Consider the following 23,598-nt stretch of genomic DNA (forward strand, 5'->3'; position numbering starts at 1 on the left):
TCAGACGGAGTGAGAAATCAGGTGGGTGTGGGCCTCGGCACGTTCCGGCCGGGCGGAAGGTTCCTGCCAGGCGCCCGGATGGATGCCCAAAGCAGCAAAGAAAGCGGCGCTCTCTTGGCTCAGCGCGGGCCCGACCAGCAACGGCACGCGCAGGCGGCTCATGCCCAACACATCGAGCAAGGGTCTGCGGACCAGCCAGTAGCCGAGCCAGCGGCGCAAACCCTGGGCATCCGGCGTCATTGCCCAGCGGTACACCCGATGCGCGAGCGTGCCGGGCAACGGCAGGCGCTCTCGGGCCCACAGCTCCAGACGGGCATAGGACTCGCGCGTGCCCAGCACCAGGGTTGGCCCCAATTCACGGCGATCGGTGTCGCGCGTGGCCATGGCCTCCGGGAAATTCAGGCAGAACCCGGCGCAGAGCCAGGGCGCCAGCAGGTAACGCGCCTGACCGCTGGCGGCGAACACGCGGGCGGCCAAGGCTTCTTCAGCGCCGCTCAGTTGCTCGCGCGCCACCAGCTTGCGTGCGCCCCCCAGCAATTGCGCATGGCTCAACCGCAGGGAAGGCCCATGCGTATCGGCATGGAACACGAAGGCGACGGCTGCGGAATCAGTGGCGCAGGCCGGCGGTTCCGCCGCCACGCCAGCGGACAAATCGGCGTAAGCGCTCAACCCCTTCCCGTCACCGGCGTTCAGACCGCGCCCGTCGAGGAACAGCAATACCGGAGGCGCACGATCGGCATGACCGACCTGTTGCACCGCCTCCAGGGTTTCGGCCAGCACGAAGCTCGGGCGCAGCCGGGCCAGCAATGCGCGGTTGTCGCGTTCGGGGTCCAGCAGGGTGACGCTGCCGCCCAGCCACTGCGCGGCCAGGGCCAGTAACAAGGCTTCGGAACGGGCCTGGCTGATGATCAGTAAATCGTCGTGGCGACTGAACCCGCGCTGATGCAGGGCTGCCGCCAGGCGGCTGACGTCCTGCGCCAACTCGCTCCAAGTGCGCGCATGCCAGATGCCCAGGCGCTTGTAGCGCAGGGCAATCGCCGCACCTCGGGCCTGGGCTTGCTGTAACAACGCCAGAGGCAGTGTCTGGGCCATGGGGACTCTCCTTCAGAGTGCTATACAGGCCCTTCTGCAGTCTCCATGCCAAGGTTTAAATCGTTACTTATCAATCACTTATATAAAAACCTCGAGCACAATCATGTATTGATTCGGCACAGCCTGCTTAACACCTGTTGCCCTGCGAACACTTCCCGCTTTGCGCACAACTGTCCGCCAGGCAACAGTGGTTCAACACTTCCTCTCCTCCAGCGACACTCAGCGTCTCGCCAAAAAACAACAATAGCCTTACAAATCAATAAGTTGATGGATTGGTACGATGCTTGCTCCTTCAGAACCATCGGCCACAGCCACAGACTTGTTCCAACAAGCGCCTCCCTAGAGCCGTGCCGGCCCTGCGTTGCACAACCTGCTGCCGTCTTGCCTTACCCAAGGCAGCGGGCTTCTTATTTTTGCAGCGAGGAGCATGTTGATGAGTCTTGATATTTTTTGGTTTCTGCCCACCTCCGGCGACACCCGTTACCTGGGCCGATCCGACAGCGGCCGCCCGGCCACCAATAAGTACATGCAGCAAATCGCGGTCGCCGCCGAGAGCCTGGGCTATGACGGGGTGTTGATTCCCACCGGCAGCAGTTGCCTGGACCCATGGATTACCGCCGCCAGCCTGGTACCGGTCACCCATCGCCTGAAGTTGCTGGTGGCGCTGCGCACCTCGCTGGGCAACCCCACGGCGTCGGCCCGTCAAGCGGCCACACTGGACCAGGCCAGCAACGGCCGCCTGTTACTCAACGTGGTGCCCGGTGGTGATGCCACCGAGTTGGCCGCCGACGGTATTTTCCTCGACCACGACCAACGCTACGAAGCCGCCGGCGAATTCCTGAGCGTTTGGCGTCGCTTGCTCAGTGGCGAGGTGGTGGATTTCACCGGTAAGCATGTGCGCGTCGAAGGCGCGCAGAACTTCTTCAAACCCGTGCAGCAACCGCACCCGCCCCTGTATTTTGGCGGGTCGTCCCCGGCCGCCCATGAGCTGGCGGCGCAACAGGTCGACGCCTACCTGACCTGGGGCGAACCGCCGGCGGCCGTGGCCGCGAAGATCGCCGATGTGCGCGAGCGCGCGAAAAAATATGGCCGCACCCTGCATTTCGGCGTGCGCCTGCATGTGATCGTGCGTGAAACCAACGAGCAGGCCTGGGCGGCGGCCGAAGAGCTGATCAGCCACCTCGACGACGATGTGATCGCCGACGCCCAAGAGAACTACGCCAAGATGGACTCCGAAGGTCAGCGCCGCATGGCCGCCTTGCATGGCGGACAGCGCGACAAACTCGAGGTCTCGCCCAACCTGTGGGCCGGTGTCGGCCTGGTGCGCGGCGGCGCCGGCACGGCGCTGGTGGGCGACCCTCAGACCGTGGCCAAGCGTCTGCAGGAATATGCCGACCTCGGCGTAGACCGCTTTGTACTGTCCGGCTACCCGCACCTGGAAGAGGCTTTCCGCTTTGCCGAACTGGTGTTCCCACTGTTGGGCAAACAGCCTGTCACGGTCCGCGACCAAGTACTCACCGGCGGCGCGTTCGACGTGCGCGCCGGCCACACCTCGGCCAAGGAAGAGGCCACGGCATGAACGTGATTGATATGCGCTGCCGCCCGGCGTACCTGCACGATTTTTTCGGCGCCACCCCAGGCAGCGCCGAGACCGCCACTGCCCGCTGGCTGAACCGGCGGGTGGGCACGCGTGGCGACGACGAGCACTTCGCCCGTTCGCGCACACCCCAGGGGTTTCTCGATGAAGTGCGCGACGCCGGGTTGAGCCGGGCGGTGGTGGTCGGTCGGCACACGCCCGGCCAGCATCTGCCCAACGACCTGATTCACAGCATTGTGCGCGACCACGCTGAGCTGCTCGGCATCGCCAGCATCGACCCGGCGCTGCAGGGTATCGACGGCGCACTGGGCGAAATCGAGCGCGCCATCTCCGGGCTGGGCCTGGCCGGCATCGACCTGGAGCCGGGGTTTGGCGAACCGGCCAGGCAGGCGGATGACCCGTTGTACTGGCCGATCTACGAGCATTTGCAGGCACGCGGTATTCCGCTGTTTCTGATGAGCGGGCCAACCACCCCGGACCCCGCCTTCAACAACCCCGAACGCCTGGCCAAGGTCGCCCGGGCATTCCCGCAGTTGGCGATCGTCTGCTACCACGGCTACTGGCCCAACGTGCAGCAAGCGCTCGGCGTGGCCTTTCGCTACCCGAACATCTACCTGGTGCCGGACATGTACCTGTTCCAGCCCGGCAGCGAAGCCTACGTGCAAGCGGCCAACGGCTTTCTGGCAGAGCAGCTGTTGTTCGGCTCGTCCTATCCGTTCCGCCCGATTCGCCAATCCATCGAGGATGTCCTGCGCCTGGGGTTGCGACCCGAGGTGCTCGACAACGTCCTCTATGGCAACGCCGCCCGCCTGTTCGGGTTGTAGAACACGTCGCGCCACACGCCGGGACCGACCGCCACCCAGGCCGACCTGGCGTTGTTTTCCATTGCAAGGAGTTCCCCTGTGACCACCCCCAACGATCCTGTGCAGGTCGCCCGCCGTCTGGCGGCCGACTGGGCGAGTACGGCTGTCGAGCGCGACGAACGCGGCGGCACACCCAAGCGCGAGCGTGATGCCCTGCGCGACAGCGGCCTGCTGACCCTGAGTATTCCCCGTGAATTCGGCGGCCTCGGTGCCAGCTGGAGCGACACCCTGAACATCGTGCGCGAGTTCGCCAAGGTCGACAGTTCGATGGCCCACGTGTTCGGTTTCCAACACTTGATGCTCGCCACCGTGCGCCTGTTCTCGCGGCCCGATCAGTGGCAGCCCTGGCTGGAGCAGACGGTCCGCCAGCGTTGGTTCTGGGGCAACGCGCTCAACCCGCTGGACACCCGCACCGTGGCCACGCGCGTGGACGGCGGGCGCGAGTTCACCGGGATGAAAAGCTTCTGTTCCGGGGCCAGCGACTCCGACCGCCTGATCGCCTCGGCGCTGGAGGACAGTGGCACAGGCAAACTGCTGATCGCCGCGATCCCCACCGACCGCGCCGGCATTACCCTGCTCAACGACTGGAACAACATGGGCCAACGCCAGACCGACAGCGGCAGCGCCCGTTTCGAACGCGTGCGGATCGCCGAAGATGAACTGCTGCTGGACCCGGGCCCGCTGAGCACGGTGTTTTCCGGGCTGCGACCGCTGTTGGCGCAACTGACCTTCGTCAACCTGTTCCTCGGCATTGCCGAAGGCGCCTTTGAGCAGGCGCAGCACTACACCACCCACGAAGCACGCGCCTGGTTCAAGTCCGAGGTCGAGCGGGCGGTCGACGACCCGTATGTGCTGGCCCACTACGGCGAGTTCTGGGCCGGCCTGGAGGCAGTCCGCGCCCTGGCCGAACGGGCCAATGCGTTGTTCGACAAGGCCTGGAACCGCGGCGAACAACTGCGCGCCGAGGAACGGGCGAACCTGGCCCTGGCCATCGGCAGCGCCAAGGTCCACGCCACACGGGTGGGCCTGGACCTCAGTTCGAGGCTGTTTGAGGTGACAGGCGCCCGCGCCACCCACGCCTCGCGGCGCTTCGACCGCTACTGGCGCAACCTGCGGACCCAGACCCTGCACGACCCGGTGGACTACCGCATCCGCGAACTCGGCGAATGGGCGTTGAAGCAAAAACCGCCGACACCGAGTTTCTATTCCTGACCACACGCGCCGGGTGTTCGCCACCGTTCACCAGAACAACAAAGTGTTGCTCCAGTGATAGGCCGCCAGCCCCAGGAACCGACAAAACCCAGGCATTACGGGCCTTTGGCACTCGGCATGAACCATGCAATCACCCCCTCAAACCACGAGTGAACGGCCCTACGTGCCCCATGAATCAAGACAACTGGAGTTAATCGACTATGGCTTCCCGCATTATCCTCAATGCGTTTGAAATGACCTGCGTGAGTCATCAGGCCGCGGGCACCTGGCGTCACCCGGACAGCCAGGCATGGAAATACAAGGATCTCGATTACTGGGTCGAGTTGGCCAAGCTGCTTGAGCGCGGCTATTTCGACTCGGTATTTATCGCCGACGTCGTCGGCGTCTATGACATCTATCGCGGCTCGGTGGAAACCTCCCTGCTCGACGCCGACCAGGTGCCGGTCAACGATCCGTTCTTTCAAGTGCCGGCCATGGCCACCGTCACCAAGCACTTGGGCTTTGGCGTGACCTCGGCGCTGACCTACGAACAGCCTTACGCCCTGGCGCGAAAGTTCTCGACCCTCGACCACCTGACCAAAGGCCGCGTGGCGTGGAACGTGGTGACCTCGTACCTCAACAGCGCGGCGGTCAACCTGGGCCTCAAGCAACAGATTTCCCACGACGAACGCTATGACATCGCCGATGAGTTTCTGGACGTGACCTACAAGCTGTGGGAAGGCTCCTGGGATGAAGACGCGGTGCTGCGTGACCGCGAGCGCGGGATCTTTACCGACCCGAGCAAAGTCCATCCGATCGGCCACAAGGGCAAATACTACGATGTGCCGGGCATCCATCTGTCCGAGCCGTCGCCACAGCGCACCCCGGTGATTTTCCAGGCCGGCGCTTCCAGCCGTGGCCGCGCCTTTGCCGCCAAGCACGCCGAAGGGGTGTTCATCAGCCCGGCCACCGCCGAACAGGCGCGCGAGGTCTCCGATGACATCCGCAACCGCGCCGTGGCAGCCGGTCGCAGCCGTGACTCGGTCAAGGTGTTCACGCTGCTGACGGTGATCACCGGTGAAAGCGATGAAGCCGCGCAAGCCAAATACCGCGACTACCTGAGCTATGCCAACGGCGAAGGCATGTTGTCGTTTTACGGCGGCTGGACCGGTATCGATTTCTCCGAATACAACCCGGACCAACCCCTGGAAGCGATCGACAACGACAGCATCCGCTCGGTGCTGGAACTGCTCGCCACCGCCGACCCCGACCGAAAGTGGACGCCGCGCGACATCATCAAACACCGCAGCATCGGCGGCTTGGGCCCAGTGCTGGTGGGCGGCCCAAAAACGGTGGCCGACGAGATGGAGCGCTGGGTGGACGTCGGCGGTATCGACGGGTTCAACCTAGCCTATGCGATCACCCCGGGCACCTTCGAAGACCTCGTCGAGTTCATCGTTCCGGAGCTGCAACGCCGGGGCCGTGTCCGCACCTCCTATGAGGGCGACACCCTGCGCGAAAACCTCCTCGACGGCACTTCGCCCTACGCCGCCGATGACCATCCGGCGGCGCGTTATCGCGGAGCATTCAAAACCGGCGCCAACGCCACCGACCACACCAAACCGTCCAGATTCTCCGACCTGACTTGACGCTTGACTGCGCTGAAGAGGAATTCATCCTATGTCCAGTTTCACCACGCTGAACACATTGTCTGTCGGCACCGATTACGAAGCGCTCGCCGCGCGTTTTCGGCCGATCTTTGCGCGGATTGCCGAAGGGGCGGTCGAGCGCGAACGCAGCCGCACGCTGCCGTTCGAACCGATCCAATGGCTCAAGCACGCCGGGTTCGGCGCCGTGCGCGTCCCGGTCGAATTCGGCGGGGCCGGCGCCTCGCTGCCGCAACTGTTCCAACTGTTGATTGAACTGGCGGCCGCCGACTCCAACGTGACACAAGCCCTGCGCGGGCATTTTGCGTTTGTCGAAGACCGCCTCAACGCTCAGGCATTCAGCGCCCAGAACGCCTGGTTCGAGCGGTTTGTGGCCGGGGAACTGGTCGGCAATGCCTGGACCGAAGTCGGCGACGTGAAGATCGGCCAGGTGATTACCCGCATCAGCCGCCAGGGCGAGCAATGGGTCGCCAACGGCACCAAGTTCTACAGCACCGGTAGCCTGTTCGCCGACTGGATCGACCTGTACGCCCAACGGGACGACACCGGTGCCGACGTGATCGCGGCGGTCCGCGTGCAGCAACCGGGTGTGCGGCAAAGCGACGATTGGGATGGCTTTGGGCAGCGCACCACCGGCAGCGGCACGTCAGTGTTTGAAAACGCAGTGGTCGAAGACGACCACCTGATCGACTTCTCCACGCGCTTTAAATACCAGACGGCGTTTTACCAACTGACCCTGCTGGCTGTCCTGGTCGGGTCGGGGCAGGCGGCCGTGCGAGAGGTGGCCCAACAGGTACGTGTTCGCGCCCGGGTGTTCAGCCATGGCAATGCGGCAGCGGTGCGTGACGATGCCCAGGTGCAGCAGGTGGTCGGCAAGGCCTCGGCGCAGGTCTACACCGCCGAAGCGGCCGCCCTGCGCGCCGCCGCGGCGTCGCAACGCGCCTACGTGGCGCACTTCGCCAAGGATGCACAGGTCGAACGCGAGGCCAACATCGCTGCGGAGCTGGAGTCGGCCCAAGCGCAAGTGGTGATTGCCGAGCTGGTGCTTCGCGCCACCAGCGACCTGTTCAACGCCCTCGGCGCTTCCGCCGCACGCACGAGCCTGCAACTCGACCGCCACTGGCGCAATGCGCGCACCGCGGCCTCGCATAATCCATTGATCTATAAAGAGCGGATCATCGGTGATTGGGAAATCAACGGCACCGAACCGCCCTACGTGTGGCAGATCGGCAGTGGCGGCCCGCAAAACCAAGCAGCGAAATAGCGCCAGCACGTAAAACCGCGACCTGAAATGCCCCGGCCCGTCGGGGCATTTTTTTCCGAGCCGCCGAAAAAGCTGCGCCGCGTCCCTCGCGGCCTCGTGCATGCGCGCAAAAAAACAGCCCATCTGTATTTTGACGCTCCCCGCAGCCCGCTGTTAGTGTCCAGCCTCCCCCTCGCACATGGAGTACACCACGGTGAAACTGGACATCTACCAAGTCGACGCCTTCAGCCAACACCCTTTCGGCGGCAACCCCGCTGCGGTGTGCCCGCTGACCGAGTGGCTGAGCGACGCGCAACTGCAAAATATCGCCGCCGAAAACAACCTGTCCGAAACCGCCTACTTCGTACCGCGTGACGATTTTTATGAATTGCGCTGGTTCACCCCGACCGTCGAAGTCGACCTGTGCGGCCATGCCACGCTTGCAGCGGCATGGGTGTTGATCAACGCGTTGGCGGATGCGCCTGACGTGCTGCGGTTTGCAACGCGCAGCGGCGAGCTCCGGGTAACCCGCGAGGGCGATGAACTGGCGATGGATTTCCCGGCGAAAGCGCCACAAGCGTGCGAGCCGCCTGCCGGAATGTTGAGCGCGCTGGGGATTGAACGCGCCGAGGTGTTCGGCACCGATGACTACATCGTGTTGCTCGACGACGAAGCCCAGGTCGCCGCGCTCACCCCGGATTTCGCCCGGCTCAAGGGCCTGCCCAAACGCGGGATTGCGGTGACGGCCAAGAGTGCGCGGTTCGATTTCATTTCCCGTTGGTTCGGCCCGAATGTGGGGGTCAATGAAGACCCGGTCACCGGTTCGGCGCATACCTCGTTGGCGCCGTTCTGGGCCGAGCGCCTGGGCAAGACAAGCCTGAGCGCCGAACAGGGCGGCACGCGCAAGGGCCAGTTGCGCTGTGCCCTCAAGGGCGACCGGGTGATTATTTCCGGCAAGGCTGTGCTGTATATGCAGGGCTCGATCTACCTGTAAAACGCACGCCCCAAGAACGACAGATCATTCGCAAAATGAACGGAGTTCAACGCGTGTTTTCGATTGCCCGCCGTCACCTGACGATCATTGCCGCAGCCCTGGCCCTGGTGGCCTGCCACTCCCCGGTCAACGAACCGCCAGCAGCGCCGGAGTTGGGCTCGGGCTATCGCACCGACCTCAGCCCGCGCCATGCCGCGCAGCATATGGCGGCAGCGGCCAACCCGCTGGCGGCCGAAGCCGGGCGCGAGATGTTGCGCCAGGGCGGTTCGGCAATCGACGCGGCGATTGCCATGCAGGCGGTGTTGACGCTGGTGGAGCCGCAGTCGTCGGGGATTGGCGGCGGCGCGTTCATCATGCTGTGGGACGGGAACCGCGTGCAGGCGTATGACGGCCGGGAAACCGCACCGGCCGGGGCGACCGAGCGCTTGTTCCTCAAGCCCGACGGGCAGCCGATGGCGTTTACCGCAGCGCAGATCGGCGGGCGTTCGGTGGGCACGCCGGGGGTGTTGCGAGCGCTGGAGCTGGCGCACAAAAAGACCGGGCATCTGCCCTGGGCCCGGTTGTTCGAGCCGGCGATCCGGCTGTCGGAACACGGCTTCGCCATCTCGCCGCGCTTGCACAGCCTGATTGCCGCTGACCGTTTTATCCCACAGTCGCCGGAGATGGCGGCCTACTTTCTGAACGCCGATGGCACGCCCAAAGCCACCGGCACCCTATTGAAAAACCCGGCGCTGGCCGCCGTGTTCAAGCGCATCGCCGAGGAAGGCCCGGACGCGCTGTACCAAGGCCCGATCGCCGATGAGATTGCGCGCAAGGTGCAGGGCCACCGCAACGCGGGCAGCCTGTCCGAGGCCGACCTTGCAGGCTACGCGGCCAAGGAACGCGCGCCGCTGTGTACCGATTACAAGCGCTGGAAAATCTGTGGCATGCCGCCGCCGTCGTCGGGCGGGATTGCCATCGCGCAGATCCTCGGCACGTTGCAGGCCCTGCAAGCCCGCGACCCACGCCTGGCCATCGCGCCCATGACGCCGCTCAAGAGCGCCTCCCCCGCCGGCCTTGAGCCCACGCCCGAGGCGGTTCACCTGATCGCCGAAGCCGGGCGCCTGGCCTTTGCCGACCGCGCCCTGTATGTGGCCGATGCCGACTTTGTGCCGGTGCCGGTCGCCGGCCTGGTCGCCCCGGATTACCTGGCCCGACGCGCCGCGCTGATCGGTGAACGCAGCCTGGGCATCGCGCAGCCGGGCCAACCGGCGGGCATTCAAGTGGCGTATGCCCCGGACCGCTCACCGCTGCGCATCTCCACCTCACAAGTGGTGGCGGTGGATGACCAGGGTGGCGCCGTGTCGATGACCACCACGGTGGAGTCCGCATTTGGCTCGCACCTGATGGTCCAGGGCTTTGTGCTCAACAACCAGATGACCGACTTCTCGTTCATTCCCGAAGAAAACGGCCAGCCGGTGGCCAACCGCGTGCAACCCGGCAAACGCCCGCGCTCGGCCATGGCGCCGACCCTGGTGTTCGACCGCCACAGCGGTGAGTTGCTGGCCGCCCTGGGTTCGCCGGGCGGCTCGCAGATCATCGAATACGTGAGCAAATCCCTGGTGGCGATGCTCGACTGGCAACTCGACCCGCAAGCCGCGATCAGCCTGCCCAACTTCGGCAGCCGCAATGGCGCTACCGAACTGGAAACCGGCCTGTTCAGCCCGGCGTTGAAACAGGCGCTCAGGGACAAGGGCCATGCGCTGAGCGAGATCGAGATGACCAGTGGCATCCAGGCCATCGTTCGCACGCGGGATGCGCAGGGCAAGGTGCTGCTGAGCGGCGGTGCCGACCCTCGGCGGGAGGGAGAGGCGTTGGGCGATTGATCGTTAATGCACGGAGAACAGCACAGTGCGCAAGGCAAACAATCTCGGTTCCGTTCCTGGTGTCGACCACGGTTTTTGTTCGATCAATGACCCGCAGCGGCCGGAAGATGTATTCATCTGCAAGCAGATACACAGTGCGTCGGTGATGGAATGGCAGGCAGATCGGGTGGCCAATACGGTCGAAGCCGATGGCGTGTTGACGCGCCATCACCACCCGATCGCGGTGATCACCGCCGACTGCCTGCCCATTCTGTTCGCCTCGAACAACGGAGACTGGGTGGCCGCTGTGCATGGTGGCTGGAAGGGCCTGCAACGCGGGATCATCGCCAGCGCCGTGCAGCGCTTTGCCGCTGAAGGAGTGGCTGTCGATCAATTGCAGGTGGCAATCGGGCCGTCGATCAAGCCCTGTTGTTATGAGGTGAGCGCGGCGTTTATTGCCGAGTTCCAGTCGGACCAAGGGCACCTGTGGCCACACCGCCAGGCGCCATGGAGCGCTGAGCAACCGGCACCGCTGCTGACGCCGAAAATTGCACCGCCCCAGGCGAGACAAGCGGGCAGCGCATGGTTTGACTTGAGCGGGTATGGGCTGATGCTGCTGCAAGCGGCGGGCATTCGGCGCGAGCAGATTGAAGTGAGTGAGGTGTGTACCTACTGCACATCACCGACGTTTGCCAGCTACCGCCGACGCACGCATCAACCGCAAGAGGCGAAGACGTTGTTGTATTCGTGGATTGCTCGTACAAGCTGATTAACAAAGGCCTACAGCCCTCTTTTGAATGTCCCCTCCCTGAGCATAGGTATCTACACAACTTTGTAGCAGCCAACGGTAACCACGATGCGAAGCGAGCCGCTCTTGATTTTGCTTTTGATCTCAGGCGCCCCGTTAAACCACGCTGGCCGGAATTCGATATTGATTTGGGGGGTAAACCGGCAGGGATGCCGGTTTAGCCGCCCCGCGCCATGGATGGCGCGTGGCGGCGGCCCCCCAAATCAATGTCGGATTACGGGCACACCGAGCCTAGGCGAGGTGCCGAGTGGTGGGGCGAAGGCCTTTTGCTTACTTTTGGGCCTTTCCAAAAGTGAGCCGCTGTAAGAGCGGAACCAATAGCCGCCGTTACCGCAGCAACGGATATGTACTCAGTCTGATCCAACATCTTGGTCGGCTGTCAGGCCGCCATCGGGGGCAAGTCGAATCGTCGCCCCCCCCCTCCCACATTTAGGTCGCGGGGCATCAGTTAGATAGTCGTCGGCTCCCGAGCCGTCACGGGAGCAAGCTCCCTCGCCACAGGTTCAGGACCACGCCAAAGTTGTGTGGATACCTATGCTCCCTGAGACAAAACGCAAAGTGCCATGTCATTTTTTGCGATAAAAACGCCCTTGAACAGCGGCTCCACTACTGCGATTTTCTGGCCCGCCCTTTCTTGCCAGAAGCTACGTCAGACGCCGGAACCGTAATTCCCGGCTCGGGTGGCTGCCGCAAAGTACGCTGGAGCCTGGAAGGCCGAGGTAAAAGTGGATCAGTGCGGATCATCTACACCACACAATTGTCGTGTGGAGCAGTAGTAGCCCTGCTGATTTACGGCAAGGGCGCTACCGAGCCTATTCCAGCGCATATCCTGTACAAAATCGCGAAGGACATGAACCATGCCACTCACTGAGAAACAGCTGAAGGAACGTGACGCCAAGCGCGCTATCGGCGAAGAATTACTGGCAGCCATTCAGGATGTCAAAGCGGGGCTTTACGGCGCAGTCCACCAGGTTGAAATCACTCAAGCCGCGGACGCAAGAAGTAAGACAGGGTTGTCGCAAGCCAAATTTGCCGAGCTGTTGGGGGTGTCGATAAGAACCCTTCAAGAGTGGGAACAAGGGCGTCGCTCCCCCTCCGGCGCAGCACGTTCGCTGCTGCATATTGCGGCTATAAGACCGGACGTTTTCCGGGAAGTCCTCAGTAACGCCTGATGGCGTTACTGACGCGCCGGGCGATGACTATCGGCTGATCTTCAACCCCTTGCGCCCCGCATGCCGCTCCAACGCCAGTTCAATCAAGCGGCTGACCAACTCGCTGTAGCTCATCCCCGCCGCCTGCCACAGCTTGGGGTACATGCTGATCCGGGTAAAACCCGGCAACGAGTTGATTTCGTTGATCAGCACTTCGCCGTCCTCGGTGAGGAACACATCGACCCGCGCCAGCCCTGCGCACCCCAACACCTCGAACGCTTCGACGGCCAGGCGGCGAATCCGCTCGCTGGCTTGCACGCTGATATCGGCCGGCACTACCACTTGGGCCGCCTGGTCGTCGATGTACTTGCTGTCGTAGGAATAGAAGCCGCTGCTCACCACGATCTCGCCGCAACCGCTGGCGATGGGATGTTCGTTGCCCAGCACGGCGCATTCGATTTCGCGGCCGTGGACGGCGGACTCCACCAGCACTTTCTCGTCAAAACCCAGGGCCAGTTCGACGGCGGCGTGGTATTCGGCCTCGTCGTTCACTTTGCTCACGCCCACCGAAGAGCCTTGGTTGGCGGGTTTGACGAACATCGGCAGGCCGAGCTTGCCCACCGCCATGTCGAACGACGTGCGCGCCGCGTTGTTGCGGTTGAGGGTGATAAACGGCGTGACGGCAATGCCGGCGTCGCGCAGCAGGCGTTTGCTGATGTCCTTGTCCATGCACACCGCCGAGCCGAGCACGTCGGAGCCGACGAAAGGCAGGTCGGCCATGCGCAGCAGGCCTTGCAGGCAACCGTCCTCGCCGAGGGTGCCGTGGACGATGGGGAAGATCACATCGATGTGCGCGAGCAGGCCGCTGCCGGCGGTTTCCACCACTTGCTGGCTGGCCTTGCCCGGCACCACCGCCAGTTCGCGGTTGGACTGGTTGAGGGCGATCAGCGCCGGGTTTTCCTGGTTGATCAGGAAGTTCGAGGTGTCGTTAAGGTGCCAGTGACCGGCCTTGTCGATGCCGATCAGCACCGGCTCGAAGCGCGAGCGGTCGAGGGCATCGACAATATTGCGCGCCGATTGCAGCGAGACTTCGTGCTCGGCCGAACGGCCACCAAAAATAATCCCTACGCGCACCTTGCTCATGACCCGACCTCACTGTTGAAAGTAAGGCTTCTTACCATGAGCGGTCAGCGATTCGCTACCAGATGTACACCGAACAGCATGTAGCAACTCCCGGCAAAACGGTCGAGCCACTTACGCGAGCGGCTGTAGAGGTCGGCCATGCGCGCACTGGAAAACACCAGGGCCACGCTGGAATACCAACTGAACGACAAGGTGGCCATGATGATCACCGCCAGGGTCAACAGCATCGGCGATGGCGACGGCGGCATGGTGGACGCGAAGATGGTGGCGACGAACAGCGCGGCCTTGGGATTGGACAGATTGCCCAGCAACCCCAGGCGCCAGGCGGAAAACAACGAGCGCCGAGCCCCGTCCGGCAAGCGGCTCTGCCCCATCGCCGGCGCCGAGCGTTTGAACAGCTTCAACCCCAGGTAGATCAGGTAGCAGCCACCGATGATCTTGAACGCCAGGTACAGCATGGGGGCGGCGGTAAACAGCGACTTTATGCCCAGCCCACCGGCCAGCCCCCACAGGATCGTCCCAGTCGCGACACCCGCCGAGGCCACCACGCCATGGCGGCGCGAACAGCTGGCGGCCAGTTGCGCGGTGTTGAAGAAATTGGGCCCGGGCGTGACCACCGCCACCGTCCACAGCAAGGCCAGCGAGATCAGGGGCGTCACGTAGGCGGGGTTGAGCAAATCCATGGTGGGCAACTCCATCAGCACAGGGCACGAACAGCGATCATAGGCCTCGCCTGCCCCCCTGCACAATCGTACAAGACCCCGGCAGACAAGGGCCTCAGACTCGGTTAACGTGTTTCCACCTCTTCTTGTGACAAGTCACCATGGGTAAACCCACCCCCACCCTCGACTGGGTCCACCGCGCGCCGCATGCCAGTGGCCTGGACCGTATCGAGGCGTACTTCGCCGGCATCGCGTTCGACCTGCATCGCCATGACACCTATGCCATCGGTCGCACCTTGTTCGGCGTGCAGAGTTTTCATTATCGCGGCGGCATGACCCATGGCCTGCCCGGCACCACCATGGTGATTCATCCCGACGAGACCCATGACGGCCGCGCCGGCAGCGAGGAAGGCTTCAAGTACCGCATGATCTATGTGGAGCCGGCGCTGGTCCAACAGATCCTCGGCGGCAAGCCGTTTCCGTTTATCCCCGGCGGGGTGTCCACCGACCCGTGGCTGTTTCGCGCCAGCGAAGTGTTGCTGCAAAGCCTGGACTGCCCGATCGACCGGCTGCAGGAGCAGGACGCCCTGTTCGACCTGGCCCAAGCCTTGAACAACGCCTCGGGAGCGATCACCACCCGCAAGACCTTCGATTACGTCGCCGCCGAACGCGCCCGGGAATTTATCCACAGCGCCCTGGGCCGCAGCATCACCCTGGATGAAATGGCCGAACACGCCGGCCGCGACCGCTGGGCCTTGTCGCGGGATTTTCGTTTGTTGTTCGGCACCAGCCCTTACCGCTACCTGACCATGCGCCGGCTGGATCTGGTACGCAGCCTGCTGGCCCAGGGCAAAACGCTGGTGGACGCAGCGATGATCGCCGGCTTCACCGACCAGAGCCACATGACCCGGCAATTTCACAGCACCTACGGCATGCCGCCGGCGCGCTGGGTGAAGATGCTCGGGCGCTGAACGCGCTCAACCGGCGGGCGTCAGCTGCTGCCCGTCAATCGGCTGGCCGATCGTGAGGAAATGCCCGCCCGCCACATGGTGCAAGGTGCGCAGTTGATCAAAGCCTTCGAAGTGCCAGTGCCCTTCGCTGAACACGCGCTCGTCGGCATACGCCGCGACCACTTCGCCGAGGAACAGGTCGTAGGTCTGCTGGGTGTGCGGTTCGGGCAACAGGCGGCATTCCAACCAGGCGACGCAGCCTTCGAGCAAAGGCGCCTCAGTGTGTTCACCGTTGAAGGTGCGCAGGCCATAGGCGGCGAATTTGTCGAGTTCCGCGCCGCTGGTAGTGCCCACCGTCTGGACGAGATCGGCCTGGGCCGCGCAGGGCACCTGCAGCACGAAGGTGCCGGCGCGTTCCAGCAGTTGCCGGGTCCAGGTGGCCTTGTCCAGCACGACGGCGACTTTCGGCGGTTCGAAATCCAACGGCATGGCCCAGGCGGCAGCCATGATATTGCGCTGACCGTCATGCGCGGCGCTGACCAGCACGGTCGGGCCGTGGTTGAGCAAGCGGTAGGCCTTGGACAGCGGAACGGGGCGGCAGTGGTCGGGGCTCATGAAGGATCGGCTCTTCAATAGTGAAAAAACCTACGATACCTCAAGCACAAGCCCTACGGGTCAGTTCGAGAGCTGGTTGGCGAACTGTCCGACTGCGCTGACGACCTTTTGTGCGCCGTCCTGGATGTACACGATCACCGTGCCGGCTTCGGCGGCCAGGGCCAGGCCCTGCTCGGCTTGCTGGCGGCCGTCGCTCATCAGGCGCACCGCACCGGCAACGTGTTCGCCGCGCGCCTGCAGTTGCGCCATCGAGTAAGCCAGTTCCTGCAGGAAGTTGGCATTCGCCCATCCCACCCGGCCTTCATCGGTGTGGCCGGCGTTTTCTGAAGAGCGCTTCAATGCCCGGCGTCACTCTTTTTTACAGCGGTCAGCTGCCATTGTTCCGGCAGATACCCATCACTTGATATTCCAGGGTATTGAGCTTGCCGCTGGTGTCTTCGTAGGTCATGCGCGAGGGCACGGGGCTGCATGAGCGGATCGGTGGTGTCACCTTGACCACCTTGGCGATGTCCAGGGTCATGCCATAGCGATAGGTCTGCACCACCGGGGCCGCTTTGCCCTCTCTGGCTGCGTATTCGGTCATGGCTTGTTCATTGCGCTCCATCATCAGCGCAAACGTGCGATCGCCGCCGCCTTCGGCCAATGCGCCGAAGGACAGGATGGCCGTCAATATACCCAGGCTGGTTTTATAAAAGTTCATTGTTCATTCCTCGACTGAAAGTTCAGTGTCGAGACTAACCAAACAACCCTGACGCGATGTTCACCAGAAGATTACGTATTTGTTAGGTGGCACTAAGGTTCCAGAATTGTAATGTTCGCGCAACACAGCCGTTATCCACGGTTTGCAACTATCAGCCCGGGCCAAATCAATAAGAACGCCCGCCTCCATAAGAAGCTGATCACTGCCAATACCGAGGAGCGAAACATGCATATCCGTTATTACACCCTCCCCCTCTCACTCATCGCCGCCCTGCCGCTGGCAGCGCTGGCCGTGGAAGACCAGCCCGACGGTTTTATCGAAGGCAGCCGCCTGAACGTGCTGGCACGTAATTTTTACTTCAACCGCGATGATCGCAAAGGCCAATCCAGCCCGACCGGCAACGGCTATTCAGAAGCCTGGGCGCAGGGGCTGATCGGCAAGTTTGAGTCCGGCTTCACCCAAGGCACCGTGGGTTTTGGCCTGGATGCGTTTGCCATGATCGGCGTGAAACTCGATTCGGGCACCGGCCGCAGCGGCGGCAAGGGCTCGTTCGGCATGTTGCCGGTGGACCGCGACAACCGCCCCGAGGACAGCTACAGCAAGGTCGGCGGCGCCGCGAAACTGCGCGTGCTGGACACAGTGATCAAGGCCGGCGACGTGTTCCCGCTGACGCCGGTGGTGGCCTACGGCGACTCCCGTGTATTGCCGGAAAGTTTCCGTGGCGTCACCGTGCAAAACACCAGCCTCGCCGGCCTGAGCCTGCAGGGCGGACGCTTGAGCGGCATGAGCCAGCCCAATGAAAGCGGCATGAACAAAGGCTTCGCGACGTTTTACGCGGGCCCGCTCGACTCGCCCTGGATCGGCTATTTCGGCGGTGACTATCAACTCAACAAGCACCTCGGTTTCAGCCTGTACAGCAGCCGCCTGAAAGACGCCTGGGACCAATACTACGTCGGCAGCACCGCCAGTTACCCGCTCACCGAAGACGTTTCGCTGTTCGGCGACGTCAATTACTACAAGGCCGTGGACGAGGGCAAAAAGCGCCTGGGCACATTCGACAACAACATCTGGAGCGCCCGGCTCGGGGTGAAAGTCGGTGCCCACAGCGTTGCCGTGTCGCACCAGCGCAACAATGGCGACGACGACTTCGATTACCTGCGCCAGTCGGACTCGATCTTCCTCAACAACTCGATCCAGTACAGCGACTTCAACTCGCCCAAGGAACGCTCATGGATGGTGCGCTACGACCTGGACATGCAGGCCTTCGGCATTCCCGGCCTGACGTTCATGACCCGCTACGCCAAAGGCAGCGGGGCCGACTACAGCAACGCCAACGCGGTGTATATGCGCCGCGATGCCGCCGGTAATCCGCTCACCGATCAGCGCCGCTGGGAACGCAATATCGAAGCCAAGTACGTGGTGCAGGCCGGCACGCTGAAGGACTTATCCCTGCGCCTGCGCCAGGCGAGCGTGCGCTCAAGTGCATTTGAGTCGGACCTGGAAGAAGTAAGGGTCATTATCGAATATCCACTGGCGGTGCTCTAAGCAACGCTTACATTTACTTGCCGATGAAGTACATCTCTTCACAGGTTCAAATCTGTCAGAACTGTAATATCGGCCTCACCTTCGCGTTAAGTTGCAGTTTTTATACTGCGCATCGAGCACTATTCATCTCTGCGGCTTTTGTGTAGCTCCTTTGGAACGGAGATGAACTTTTTACGCCCCGCTTGGGGCGTTTTTTTGTTCACTCGCACAGCGGCGAATCGTCGCAGCTACCTGACGTGGCTTGACCCTATAGCGACTTCACGGCTCAGAGTTTTCCTACAGCCAAATTCAGCGCCTCTATGAGGCCATGCCCCCTCTCCGTTTCCTTTGAAGGTAAATCCCCATGCGTATCCTTGTGGTTGAGGACGAGCAGAAAACCGCCGATTACTTGCAGCAGGGCCTGACCGAAAGCGGCTATGTCGTCGATTGCGCCGCCAGTGGCGTCGACGGCCTGCACCTGGCCCGGCAACACACCTATGAACTGGTGATCCTCGACGTGAACCTGCCCAACACCGACGGTTGGGAAGTGCTGGAACACCTGCGCCGCGACGGCAACCAGCGGGTGATGATGCTGACCGCCCGCGGCCGGCTGGCCGACAAGATCAAGGGCCTGGACATGGGCGCCGATGATTACCTGGTCAAACCCTTCGAATTCCCCGAACTGCTGGCCCGCGTCCGCACGCTGTTGCGCCGCAGCGAGCACATTCCGTTGCCGGACGTGTTGCGCGTCGCCGACCTGGAGCTGGACCCGCGCCGCCACCGCGCCTACCGCGGCACACGACGCATCGACCTGACCACCAAGGAGTTCGCCCTGCTGCACGTATTGATGCGCCAGGCCGGCGAGGTGATGACCCGCACGCAAATCATCTCGCTGGTGTGGGACATGAACTTCGACTGCGACACCAACGTCGTCGAAGTCTCCATCAGCCGCCTGCGCGGCAAGGTCGACGACCAGAGCGAGGTCAAGCTGATCCACACCATTCGCGGCGTCGGTTACGTGCTGGAGGCGCGTCAATGAGGACCAGCAGCCTGTCGATGCGCCTGGGCCTGACGGTCAGCCTGATGGGCGCCGGACTGGTCGTGCTGCTGGCGACCCTGGCTTACCTGGCCTTGACCCACGAGCTGGACAAACTCGCGCGCAAGGGCCTGGAAAACAAGCTGGATCAGTTGGAACACAGCCTGAGCCAGAGCCTCGCCCCCCGCGACATCAGCAGCCGCCCCCACTCGCTGCTGGACCTGGTGATGGGCCACGACAATATCTACCTGACCATCATGAGCACCCAGGCCAATACGCCAGTGCTCCTCAGCGTGGGCGCAAAACCCCAGCAGCCGTTGTTGCTCGACGTACCGGCCGGCAAGACCCTGGCCTACCTGAACTGGGTGGACGGGCATGGCAACCGCATCCTCAGCGCCTCGCGCATGGTGGCGCTGCGCAATGGCGAGAACGTGCGCGTGCTGCTCTCGCTGGACCGCTCCGACGATGAAGCGTTGCTCAGTGCCTACCTGCGCTCCACGGTGATCGCCCTGCCGCTGCTGCTGATCCTGATCGGCATGGGCGCCTGGTGGCTGGTGCAGCGCGGGCTGGCGCCGTTGCAGCAGTTCAGCCGTGTGGCGGCGCAGGTCAGCACCCAGGACCTGACCCATCGCCTGGCGCTGGACAACCTGCCCAAGGAGCTGGGCGAGTTGGCCCAGGGCATCAACTTCATGCTGCACCGCCTGGACGACGGTGTGCGGCAACTGTCGCAGTTCTCCGATGACCTGGCCCACGAACTGCGCGCGCCGTTGACCAACCTGATGGGCAAGGCGCAGGTGACGTTGTCCCGCGAGCGGCCTTCGCAGGAATACCAAGCGGGCCTGGAATCCTGCGTCGAGGAAATGGAACGCCTGTCGCGCATCGTCTCCGACATGCTGTTTCTGGCCCAGGTCAGCCATCCGGCGGCGCGGGCCGGGTTTGCCCGGGTGTCGTTGGGTGACGAAGCGCAGCGGGTGATGGAGCTGTTTGCCTTGAGCGCCGAGGACAAGCAGGTGACCCTGAACCTGCGCGGCGACGCCTGGGTGATGGGCGATCGCCTGATGATCCAGCGGGCCATCTCCAACTTGCTGTCCAATGCCATCCGCCACACGCCAACCGCGTCTACCGTGTTGTTGCTGGTGGAAACCTACGGCCAGCGTGTATCGCTGTCGGTCGGCAACCCCGGGCGCGGCATCGAAGCGCACCACCTGCCGCACTTGTTCGAACGCTTCTACCGCGCCGACAGCAGCCGTACCCGCGCCGAGGGCGGCACCGGCCTGGGGCTGGCCATCGTGCAGTCGATCATGCACCTGCATCAGGGCCACGCCGATGTCAGCAGCCAGCCGGGGCGTTTTACGCGCTTCAGCCTGGTGTTTCCTCGTCCTTGCGATGCGCCCAGTGATACAACGCCGGCAGCACCAGCAAGGTCAGCAACGTAGAGGAAATGATCCCGCCGATCACCACCGTCGCCAGCGGCCGCTGCACCTCGGCGCCGGTGCCGGTGGCCAGGGCCATGGGGATAAACCCGAGGGAGGCCACCAGCGCCGTCATCAACACCGGGCGCAGCCGGGTCAGCGCGCCCTCGTTGATGGCCATCGACAGCGAGCGCCCTTCCTCGCGCAGGTTGCGGATAAACGCGATCATCACCAGGCCGTTGAGCACCGCCACGCCGGACAAGGCGATAAAGCCCACCCCGGCCGAGATCGACAGCGGAATATCGCGCAGCCACAGCGCCATGATCCCACCGGTCAAGGCGAACGGAATCCCGGTGAACACCAACAGCCCGTCCTTGAGGTTGTTGAACATCATGAACAACAGCCCGAACACCAGCAGCAGCGCCACCGGCACCACGATGCGCAGGCGGTCGGAGGCCTCCTTCAACTGTTCGAACTGCCCGCCCCAGGTGGTCCAGTAGCCAACCGGCACTTTGACCTGCGCGCCGATGGCGGCTTCGGCCTCTTGGACAAACGAGCCGATATCACGCCCCCGCACGTTGGCGCTGACAATCACCAGGCGCTTGCCGTTCTCGCGGCTGATCTGGTTCGGGCCCAGCACCAGGTCGAGGCTGGCGACCTGGGACAAGGCGATAAAGCCCAGTTGCCCGGAGGCGTTACCGGCCAGCGCCGGCACCGGGATCAGCAGCCGCGACAAGCCGTCGATATCGGTGCGCAATGCGTCGGACAAACGCACGACCATGTCGAAACGTCGGTCACCTTCGTACAACGTTCCGGCCTGGCGCCCACCGACTGCGACGGCAATCGTGTCCTGCACATCGCCGACGTTCAGGCCAAACCGCGCGGCCTTGTCGCGGTCGATATTGATGGTCAGTACCGGCAGGCCGGAGGTCTGTTCGACCTTCACTTCCGAGGCGCCGTTCAGGCCTTGCAAGGTCTCGGCGATTTCCCCGGCGGTGGCGTTGAGCACCGCCATGTCGTCGCCGAATACCTTCACCGCCACGTCGCTGCGCACCCCGGAAATCAGCTCGTTGAAGCGCAGTTGGATCGGTTGCGACAGTTCATACGCACTGCCCGGCACAATCGCACTGGCGCGCTGGATATCGGCGATCAGCGTTTCGCGGGACTTCTGCGGATCAGGCCACTGATCCTTGGGCTTGAGCATCACGTAGCTGTCGGAAATGTTCGGTGGCATCGGGTCGGAGGCAATCTCCGCGGTGCCGGTGCGGGCGAAGACCCGTTCGATTTCCGGCACCCGGGCCATCAAGGTTTTTTCCAACTGCTGTTGCATCTGCACCGACTGCGTCAGGCTGGTGCCGGGCACGCGCAGGGCTTGCTGGGCGAAGTCGCCTTCGCTGAGGCTGGGGATGAATTCGCTGCCCATGCGGCTGGCCACCAGCCCCGAGGCGACGATGGTCAACAGCGCCAAACCGAACACCAGCGGGCGCCGCGCCATCACCCCAACGAGCACCGGCGCATAGACCCGGCGCGCACTGCGCATTACCAGGTTTTCTTCTTCCTTGACCTTGCCGGTGACAAACAGCGCAATCGCCGCCGGCACAAAGGTCACCGAGAGGATCATCGCGCCGAACAGGGCGATCACCACGGTGAAGGCCATGGGGTGGAACATTTTCCCGGCCACGCCGGTGAGGGCGAAGATCGGCAGGTACACCACCATGATGATCAGTTGCCCGAAGATCAGCGCGCGCCGCGCCTCCTTGGCCGCCGCGAACACTTCGTGCAGGCGCTCGCTGCGGGTCAACAGGCGGCCGTGTCGCTGTTGCGCATGGGCCAGGCGACGGATCGCGTTCTCGACGATCACCACCGCGCCGTCGACGATGATGCCGAAGTCCAGCGCGCCGAGGCTCATCAGGTTGGCGCTGACTTTGTTGGTGAACATGCCGGTAAAGGTGAACAGCATCGCCAGCGGGATCACCATCGCGGTGATCAGCGCCGCGCGGATGTTGCCGAGGAACAGGAACAACACCGCGACCACCAGCAACGCGCCTTCGAAGAGGTTTTTCTTCACGGTGGCGATGGCTTTTTCGACAAGGTTGGTGCGGTCGTAGACGGTCACGGCGACCACGCCCTCGGGCAGCGAGCGGTTGATCTGTTCGAGTCGCGCAGCCACGGCCTGGGACACGGTGCGGCTGTTTTCGCCGATCAGCATGAACACCGTGCCCAGCACCACTTCACGGCCGTTTTCGGTGGCGGCGCCGGTACGCAGCTCACGGCCGATCTCGACCTGGGCCACATTGCGCACGCGGATCGGCGTGCCGTCCGAGGTGGTGATGACGATGTTGGCGATATCGTCGATCGACGCCACTTGCCCCGGTGCGCGGATCAGCAACTGCTCGCCGCTGCGCTCGATGTAGCCGGCACCGACGTTGGCGTTGTTGCGCTCCAGCGCGGTGACCAGATCGCTCAAGGTCAGGTTGTAGGCCGCCAGGCGCTTGGGGTCGGGGGCGATCTGGTATTCCTTGGCATAACCACCGATGGTGTTGATCTCGGCCACGCCGGGCACGTTGCGCAGTTGCGGCTTGATGATCCAGTCCTGGATCACGCGCAGGTCGGTCGGCGTGTAGGGCGTGCCGTCGTCCTTGCGCGCGCCCTCTTCGGCTTCCACGGTCCATAGGAAAATTTCCCCAAGACCGGTGGAAATCGGCCCCATCGCCGTTTCGATGCCGACGGGCAGTTGTTCACGGGCGACTTGCAGGCGTTCGTTGACCAATTGGCGGGCAAAGAACAGGTCGGTGCCGTCCTTGAAGATCACCGTGACCTGGGACAAACCGGAGCGCGACAGCGAACGGGTCTGCTGCAACCCCGGCAACCCGGCCATCGCGGTTTCGATGGGAAAGGTGATGCGCTGTTCGGTTTCCAGCGGCGAAAAACCGGGCGCCGCCGAGTTGATCTGCACCTGCACATTGGTGATGTCGGGCACCGCGTCGATGGGCAGTTTCTGATAGCTGGCGACGCCGACACCGGCCATCAACAGCACCGCCAACAGCACGATGATGCGCTGCTCGATGGCGAATTGGATAAGGCGCTCAAACATGGGAAATCACTC

General features: G+C 63.3%; 19 protein-coding genes and 1 pseudogene. 13 read left to right on the plus strand and 7 right to left on the minus strand.

All coding sequences use genetic code 11. The annotated features are described in order from the left end of the window. Window positions 1-1,092: an AMP-binding protein gene (locus tag ACVWZP_RS16920; RefSeq protein ID WP_457369952.1), complete on the minus strand. Its 1,092-nt coding sequence runs from the start codon at window positions 1,090-1,092 to the stop codon at window positions 1-3. Between the two features lie 433 nt (window positions 1,093-1,525). Between ACVWZP_RS16920 and ssuD the strand changes: the two genes are divergently transcribed. The 9 genes from ssuD to ACVWZP_RS16965 all read left to right on the plus strand — a co-directional run bounded on the left by ssuD (window position 1,526) and on the right by ACVWZP_RS16965 (window position 12,471). Continuing rightward, on the plus strand, window positions 1,526-2,671 hold the full coding sequence (gene ssuD, locus ACVWZP_RS16925) for an FMNH2-dependent alkanesulfonate monooxygenase (RefSeq protein ID WP_108525204.1): 1,146 nt from the start codon (window positions 1,526-1,528) through the stop codon (window positions 2,669-2,671). Next, window positions 2,668-3,513, plus strand: a complete 846-nt coding sequence (locus tag ACVWZP_RS16930; protein ID WP_046384802.1) for an amidohydrolase family protein — start codon at window positions 2,668-2,670, stop codon at window positions 3,511-3,513. The genes ssuD and ACVWZP_RS16930 overlap by 4 nt, the downstream gene beginning before the upstream one ends. A 78-nt stretch (window positions 3,514-3,591) precedes the next feature. Next, a complete protein-coding gene (locus ACVWZP_RS16935) occupies window positions 3,592-4,764 on the plus strand; it encodes an acyl-CoA dehydrogenase family protein (protein ID WP_457369953.1) in 1,173 nt (390 codons plus the stop codon). 200 nt (window positions 4,765-4,964) lie between these two features. Further along, window positions 4,965-6,392: an LLM class flavin-dependent oxidoreductase gene (locus tag ACVWZP_RS16940; RefSeq protein ID WP_457369954.1), complete on the plus strand. Its 1,428-nt coding sequence runs from the start codon at window positions 4,965-4,967 to the stop codon at window positions 6,390-6,392. A gap of 31 nt (window positions 6,393-6,423) precedes the next feature. Beyond that, window positions 6,424-7,674, plus strand: a complete 1,251-nt coding sequence (locus tag ACVWZP_RS16945; RefSeq protein ID WP_046384805.1) for an acyl-CoA dehydrogenase family protein — start codon at window positions 6,424-6,426, stop codon at window positions 7,672-7,674. A 193-nt stretch (window positions 7,675-7,867) separates the two neighbouring features. Beyond that, entirely contained in the window at window positions 7,868-8,647 is a 780-nt protein-coding gene (locus tag ACVWZP_RS16950; protein ID WP_017844482.1) for a PhzF family phenazine biosynthesis protein, read from the plus strand. Between the two features lie 35 nt (window positions 8,648-8,682). Further along, the gene (gene ggt / locus ACVWZP_RS16955) at window positions 8,683-10,512 is read left to right on the plus strand and encodes a gamma-glutamyltransferase (RefSeq protein ID WP_457369955.1); all 1,830 of its coding nucleotides are present in this window, start codon (window positions 8,683-8,685) and stop codon (window positions 10,510-10,512) included. A gap of 25 nt (window positions 10,513-10,537) precedes the next feature. After that, the gene (gene pgeF / locus ACVWZP_RS16960; protein ID WP_261754765.1) at window positions 10,538-11,260 is read left to right on the plus strand and encodes a peptidoglycan editing factor PgeF; all 723 of its coding nucleotides are present in this window, start codon (window positions 10,538-10,540) and stop codon (window positions 11,258-11,260) included. 896 nt (window positions 11,261-12,156) lie between these two features. After that, window positions 12,157-12,471: a helix-turn-helix domain-containing protein gene (locus ACVWZP_RS16965; protein ID WP_046384808.1), complete on the plus strand. Its 315-nt coding sequence runs from the start codon at window positions 12,157-12,159 to the stop codon at window positions 12,469-12,471. A gap of 27 nt (window positions 12,472-12,498) precedes the next feature. Here ACVWZP_RS16965 and ddlA read toward each other — a convergent pair whose 3' ends face one another. Together ddlA and ACVWZP_RS16975 are read right to left on the minus strand one after the other, a co-directional pair. Beyond that, window positions 12,499-13,593 carry a D-alanine--D-alanine ligase gene (ddlA, locus tag ACVWZP_RS16970; RefSeq protein WP_017844486.1) on the minus strand — a complete coding sequence of 365 codons (1,095 nt, stop codon included), beginning with the start codon at window positions 13,591-13,593 and terminating at the stop codon, window positions 12,499-12,501. 44 nt (window positions 13,594-13,637) lie between these two features. Then, the gene (locus tag ACVWZP_RS16975; protein WP_017844487.1) at window positions 13,638-14,276 is read right to left on the minus strand and encodes a LysE family transporter; all 639 of its coding nucleotides are present in this window, start codon (window positions 14,274-14,276) and stop codon (window positions 13,638-13,640) included. A gap of 140 nt (window positions 14,277-14,416) precedes the next feature. On the opposite strand from ACVWZP_RS16975, the gene ACVWZP_RS16980 reads away from it, so the two are divergent. Continuing rightward, window positions 14,417-15,226, plus strand: coding sequence for an AraC family transcriptional regulator (locus ACVWZP_RS16980; protein WP_457369956.1), 810 nt, complete (start codon window positions 14,417-14,419; stop codon window positions 15,224-15,226). Between the two features lie 6 nt (window positions 15,227-15,232). Here ACVWZP_RS16980 and ACVWZP_RS16985 read toward each other — a convergent pair whose 3' ends face one another. The 3 genes and pseudogenes from ACVWZP_RS16985 to ACVWZP_RS16995 all read right to left on the minus strand — a co-directional run bounded on the left by ACVWZP_RS16985 (window position 15,233) and on the right by ACVWZP_RS16995 (window position 16,520). Beyond that, the gene (locus tag ACVWZP_RS16985; RefSeq protein ID WP_046384811.1) at window positions 15,233-15,820 is read right to left on the minus strand and encodes a flavin reductase family protein; all 588 of its coding nucleotides are present in this window, start codon (window positions 15,818-15,820) and stop codon (window positions 15,233-15,235) included. 60 nt (window positions 15,821-15,880) lie between these two features. Beyond that, a pseudogene (locus ACVWZP_RS16990) lies at window positions 15,881-16,030 on the minus strand (chemotaxis protein); the annotation flags it as partial. A gap of 157 nt (window positions 16,031-16,187) precedes the next feature. Next, window positions 16,188-16,520, minus strand: a complete 333-nt coding sequence (locus tag ACVWZP_RS16995; protein WP_457369957.1) for a DUF2790 domain-containing protein — start codon at window positions 16,518-16,520, stop codon at window positions 16,188-16,190. A 225-nt stretch (window positions 16,521-16,745) separates the two neighbouring features. On the opposite strand from ACVWZP_RS16995, the gene ACVWZP_RS17000 reads away from it, so the two are divergent. The 3 genes from ACVWZP_RS17000 to ACVWZP_RS17010 all read left to right on the plus strand — a co-directional run bounded on the left by ACVWZP_RS17000 (window position 16,746) and on the right by ACVWZP_RS17010 (window position 20,516). Then, entirely contained in the window at window positions 16,746-18,065 is a 1,320-nt protein-coding gene (locus ACVWZP_RS17000) for an OprD family porin (RefSeq protein WP_457369958.1), read from the plus strand. A gap of 343 nt (window positions 18,066-18,408) precedes the next feature. Continuing rightward, window positions 18,409-19,083 (plus strand): heavy metal response regulator transcription factor, encoded by a 675-nt coding sequence (locus tag ACVWZP_RS17005; protein WP_046384814.1) that lies wholly within the window; start codon window positions 18,409-18,411, stop codon window positions 19,081-19,083. Continuing rightward, a complete protein-coding gene (locus ACVWZP_RS17010) occupies window positions 19,080-20,516 on the plus strand; it encodes a heavy metal sensor histidine kinase (RefSeq protein WP_301555747.1) in 1,437 nt (478 codons plus the stop codon). Before ACVWZP_RS17005 ends, ACVWZP_RS17010 begins: the two co-directional genes overlap by 4 nt. Here ACVWZP_RS17010 and ACVWZP_RS17015 read toward each other — a convergent pair. Continuing rightward, window positions 20,440-23,586: a CusA/CzcA family heavy metal efflux RND transporter gene (locus ACVWZP_RS17015; protein WP_457369959.1), complete on the minus strand. Its 3,147-nt coding sequence runs from the start codon at window positions 23,584-23,586 to the stop codon at window positions 20,440-20,442. The genes ACVWZP_RS17010 and ACVWZP_RS17015 overlap by 77 nt on opposite strands. Window positions 23,587-23,598: the final 12 nt, after the last annotated feature.

The sequence above is a fragment of the Pseudomonas sp. TE36184 genome (assembly GCF_054060055.1).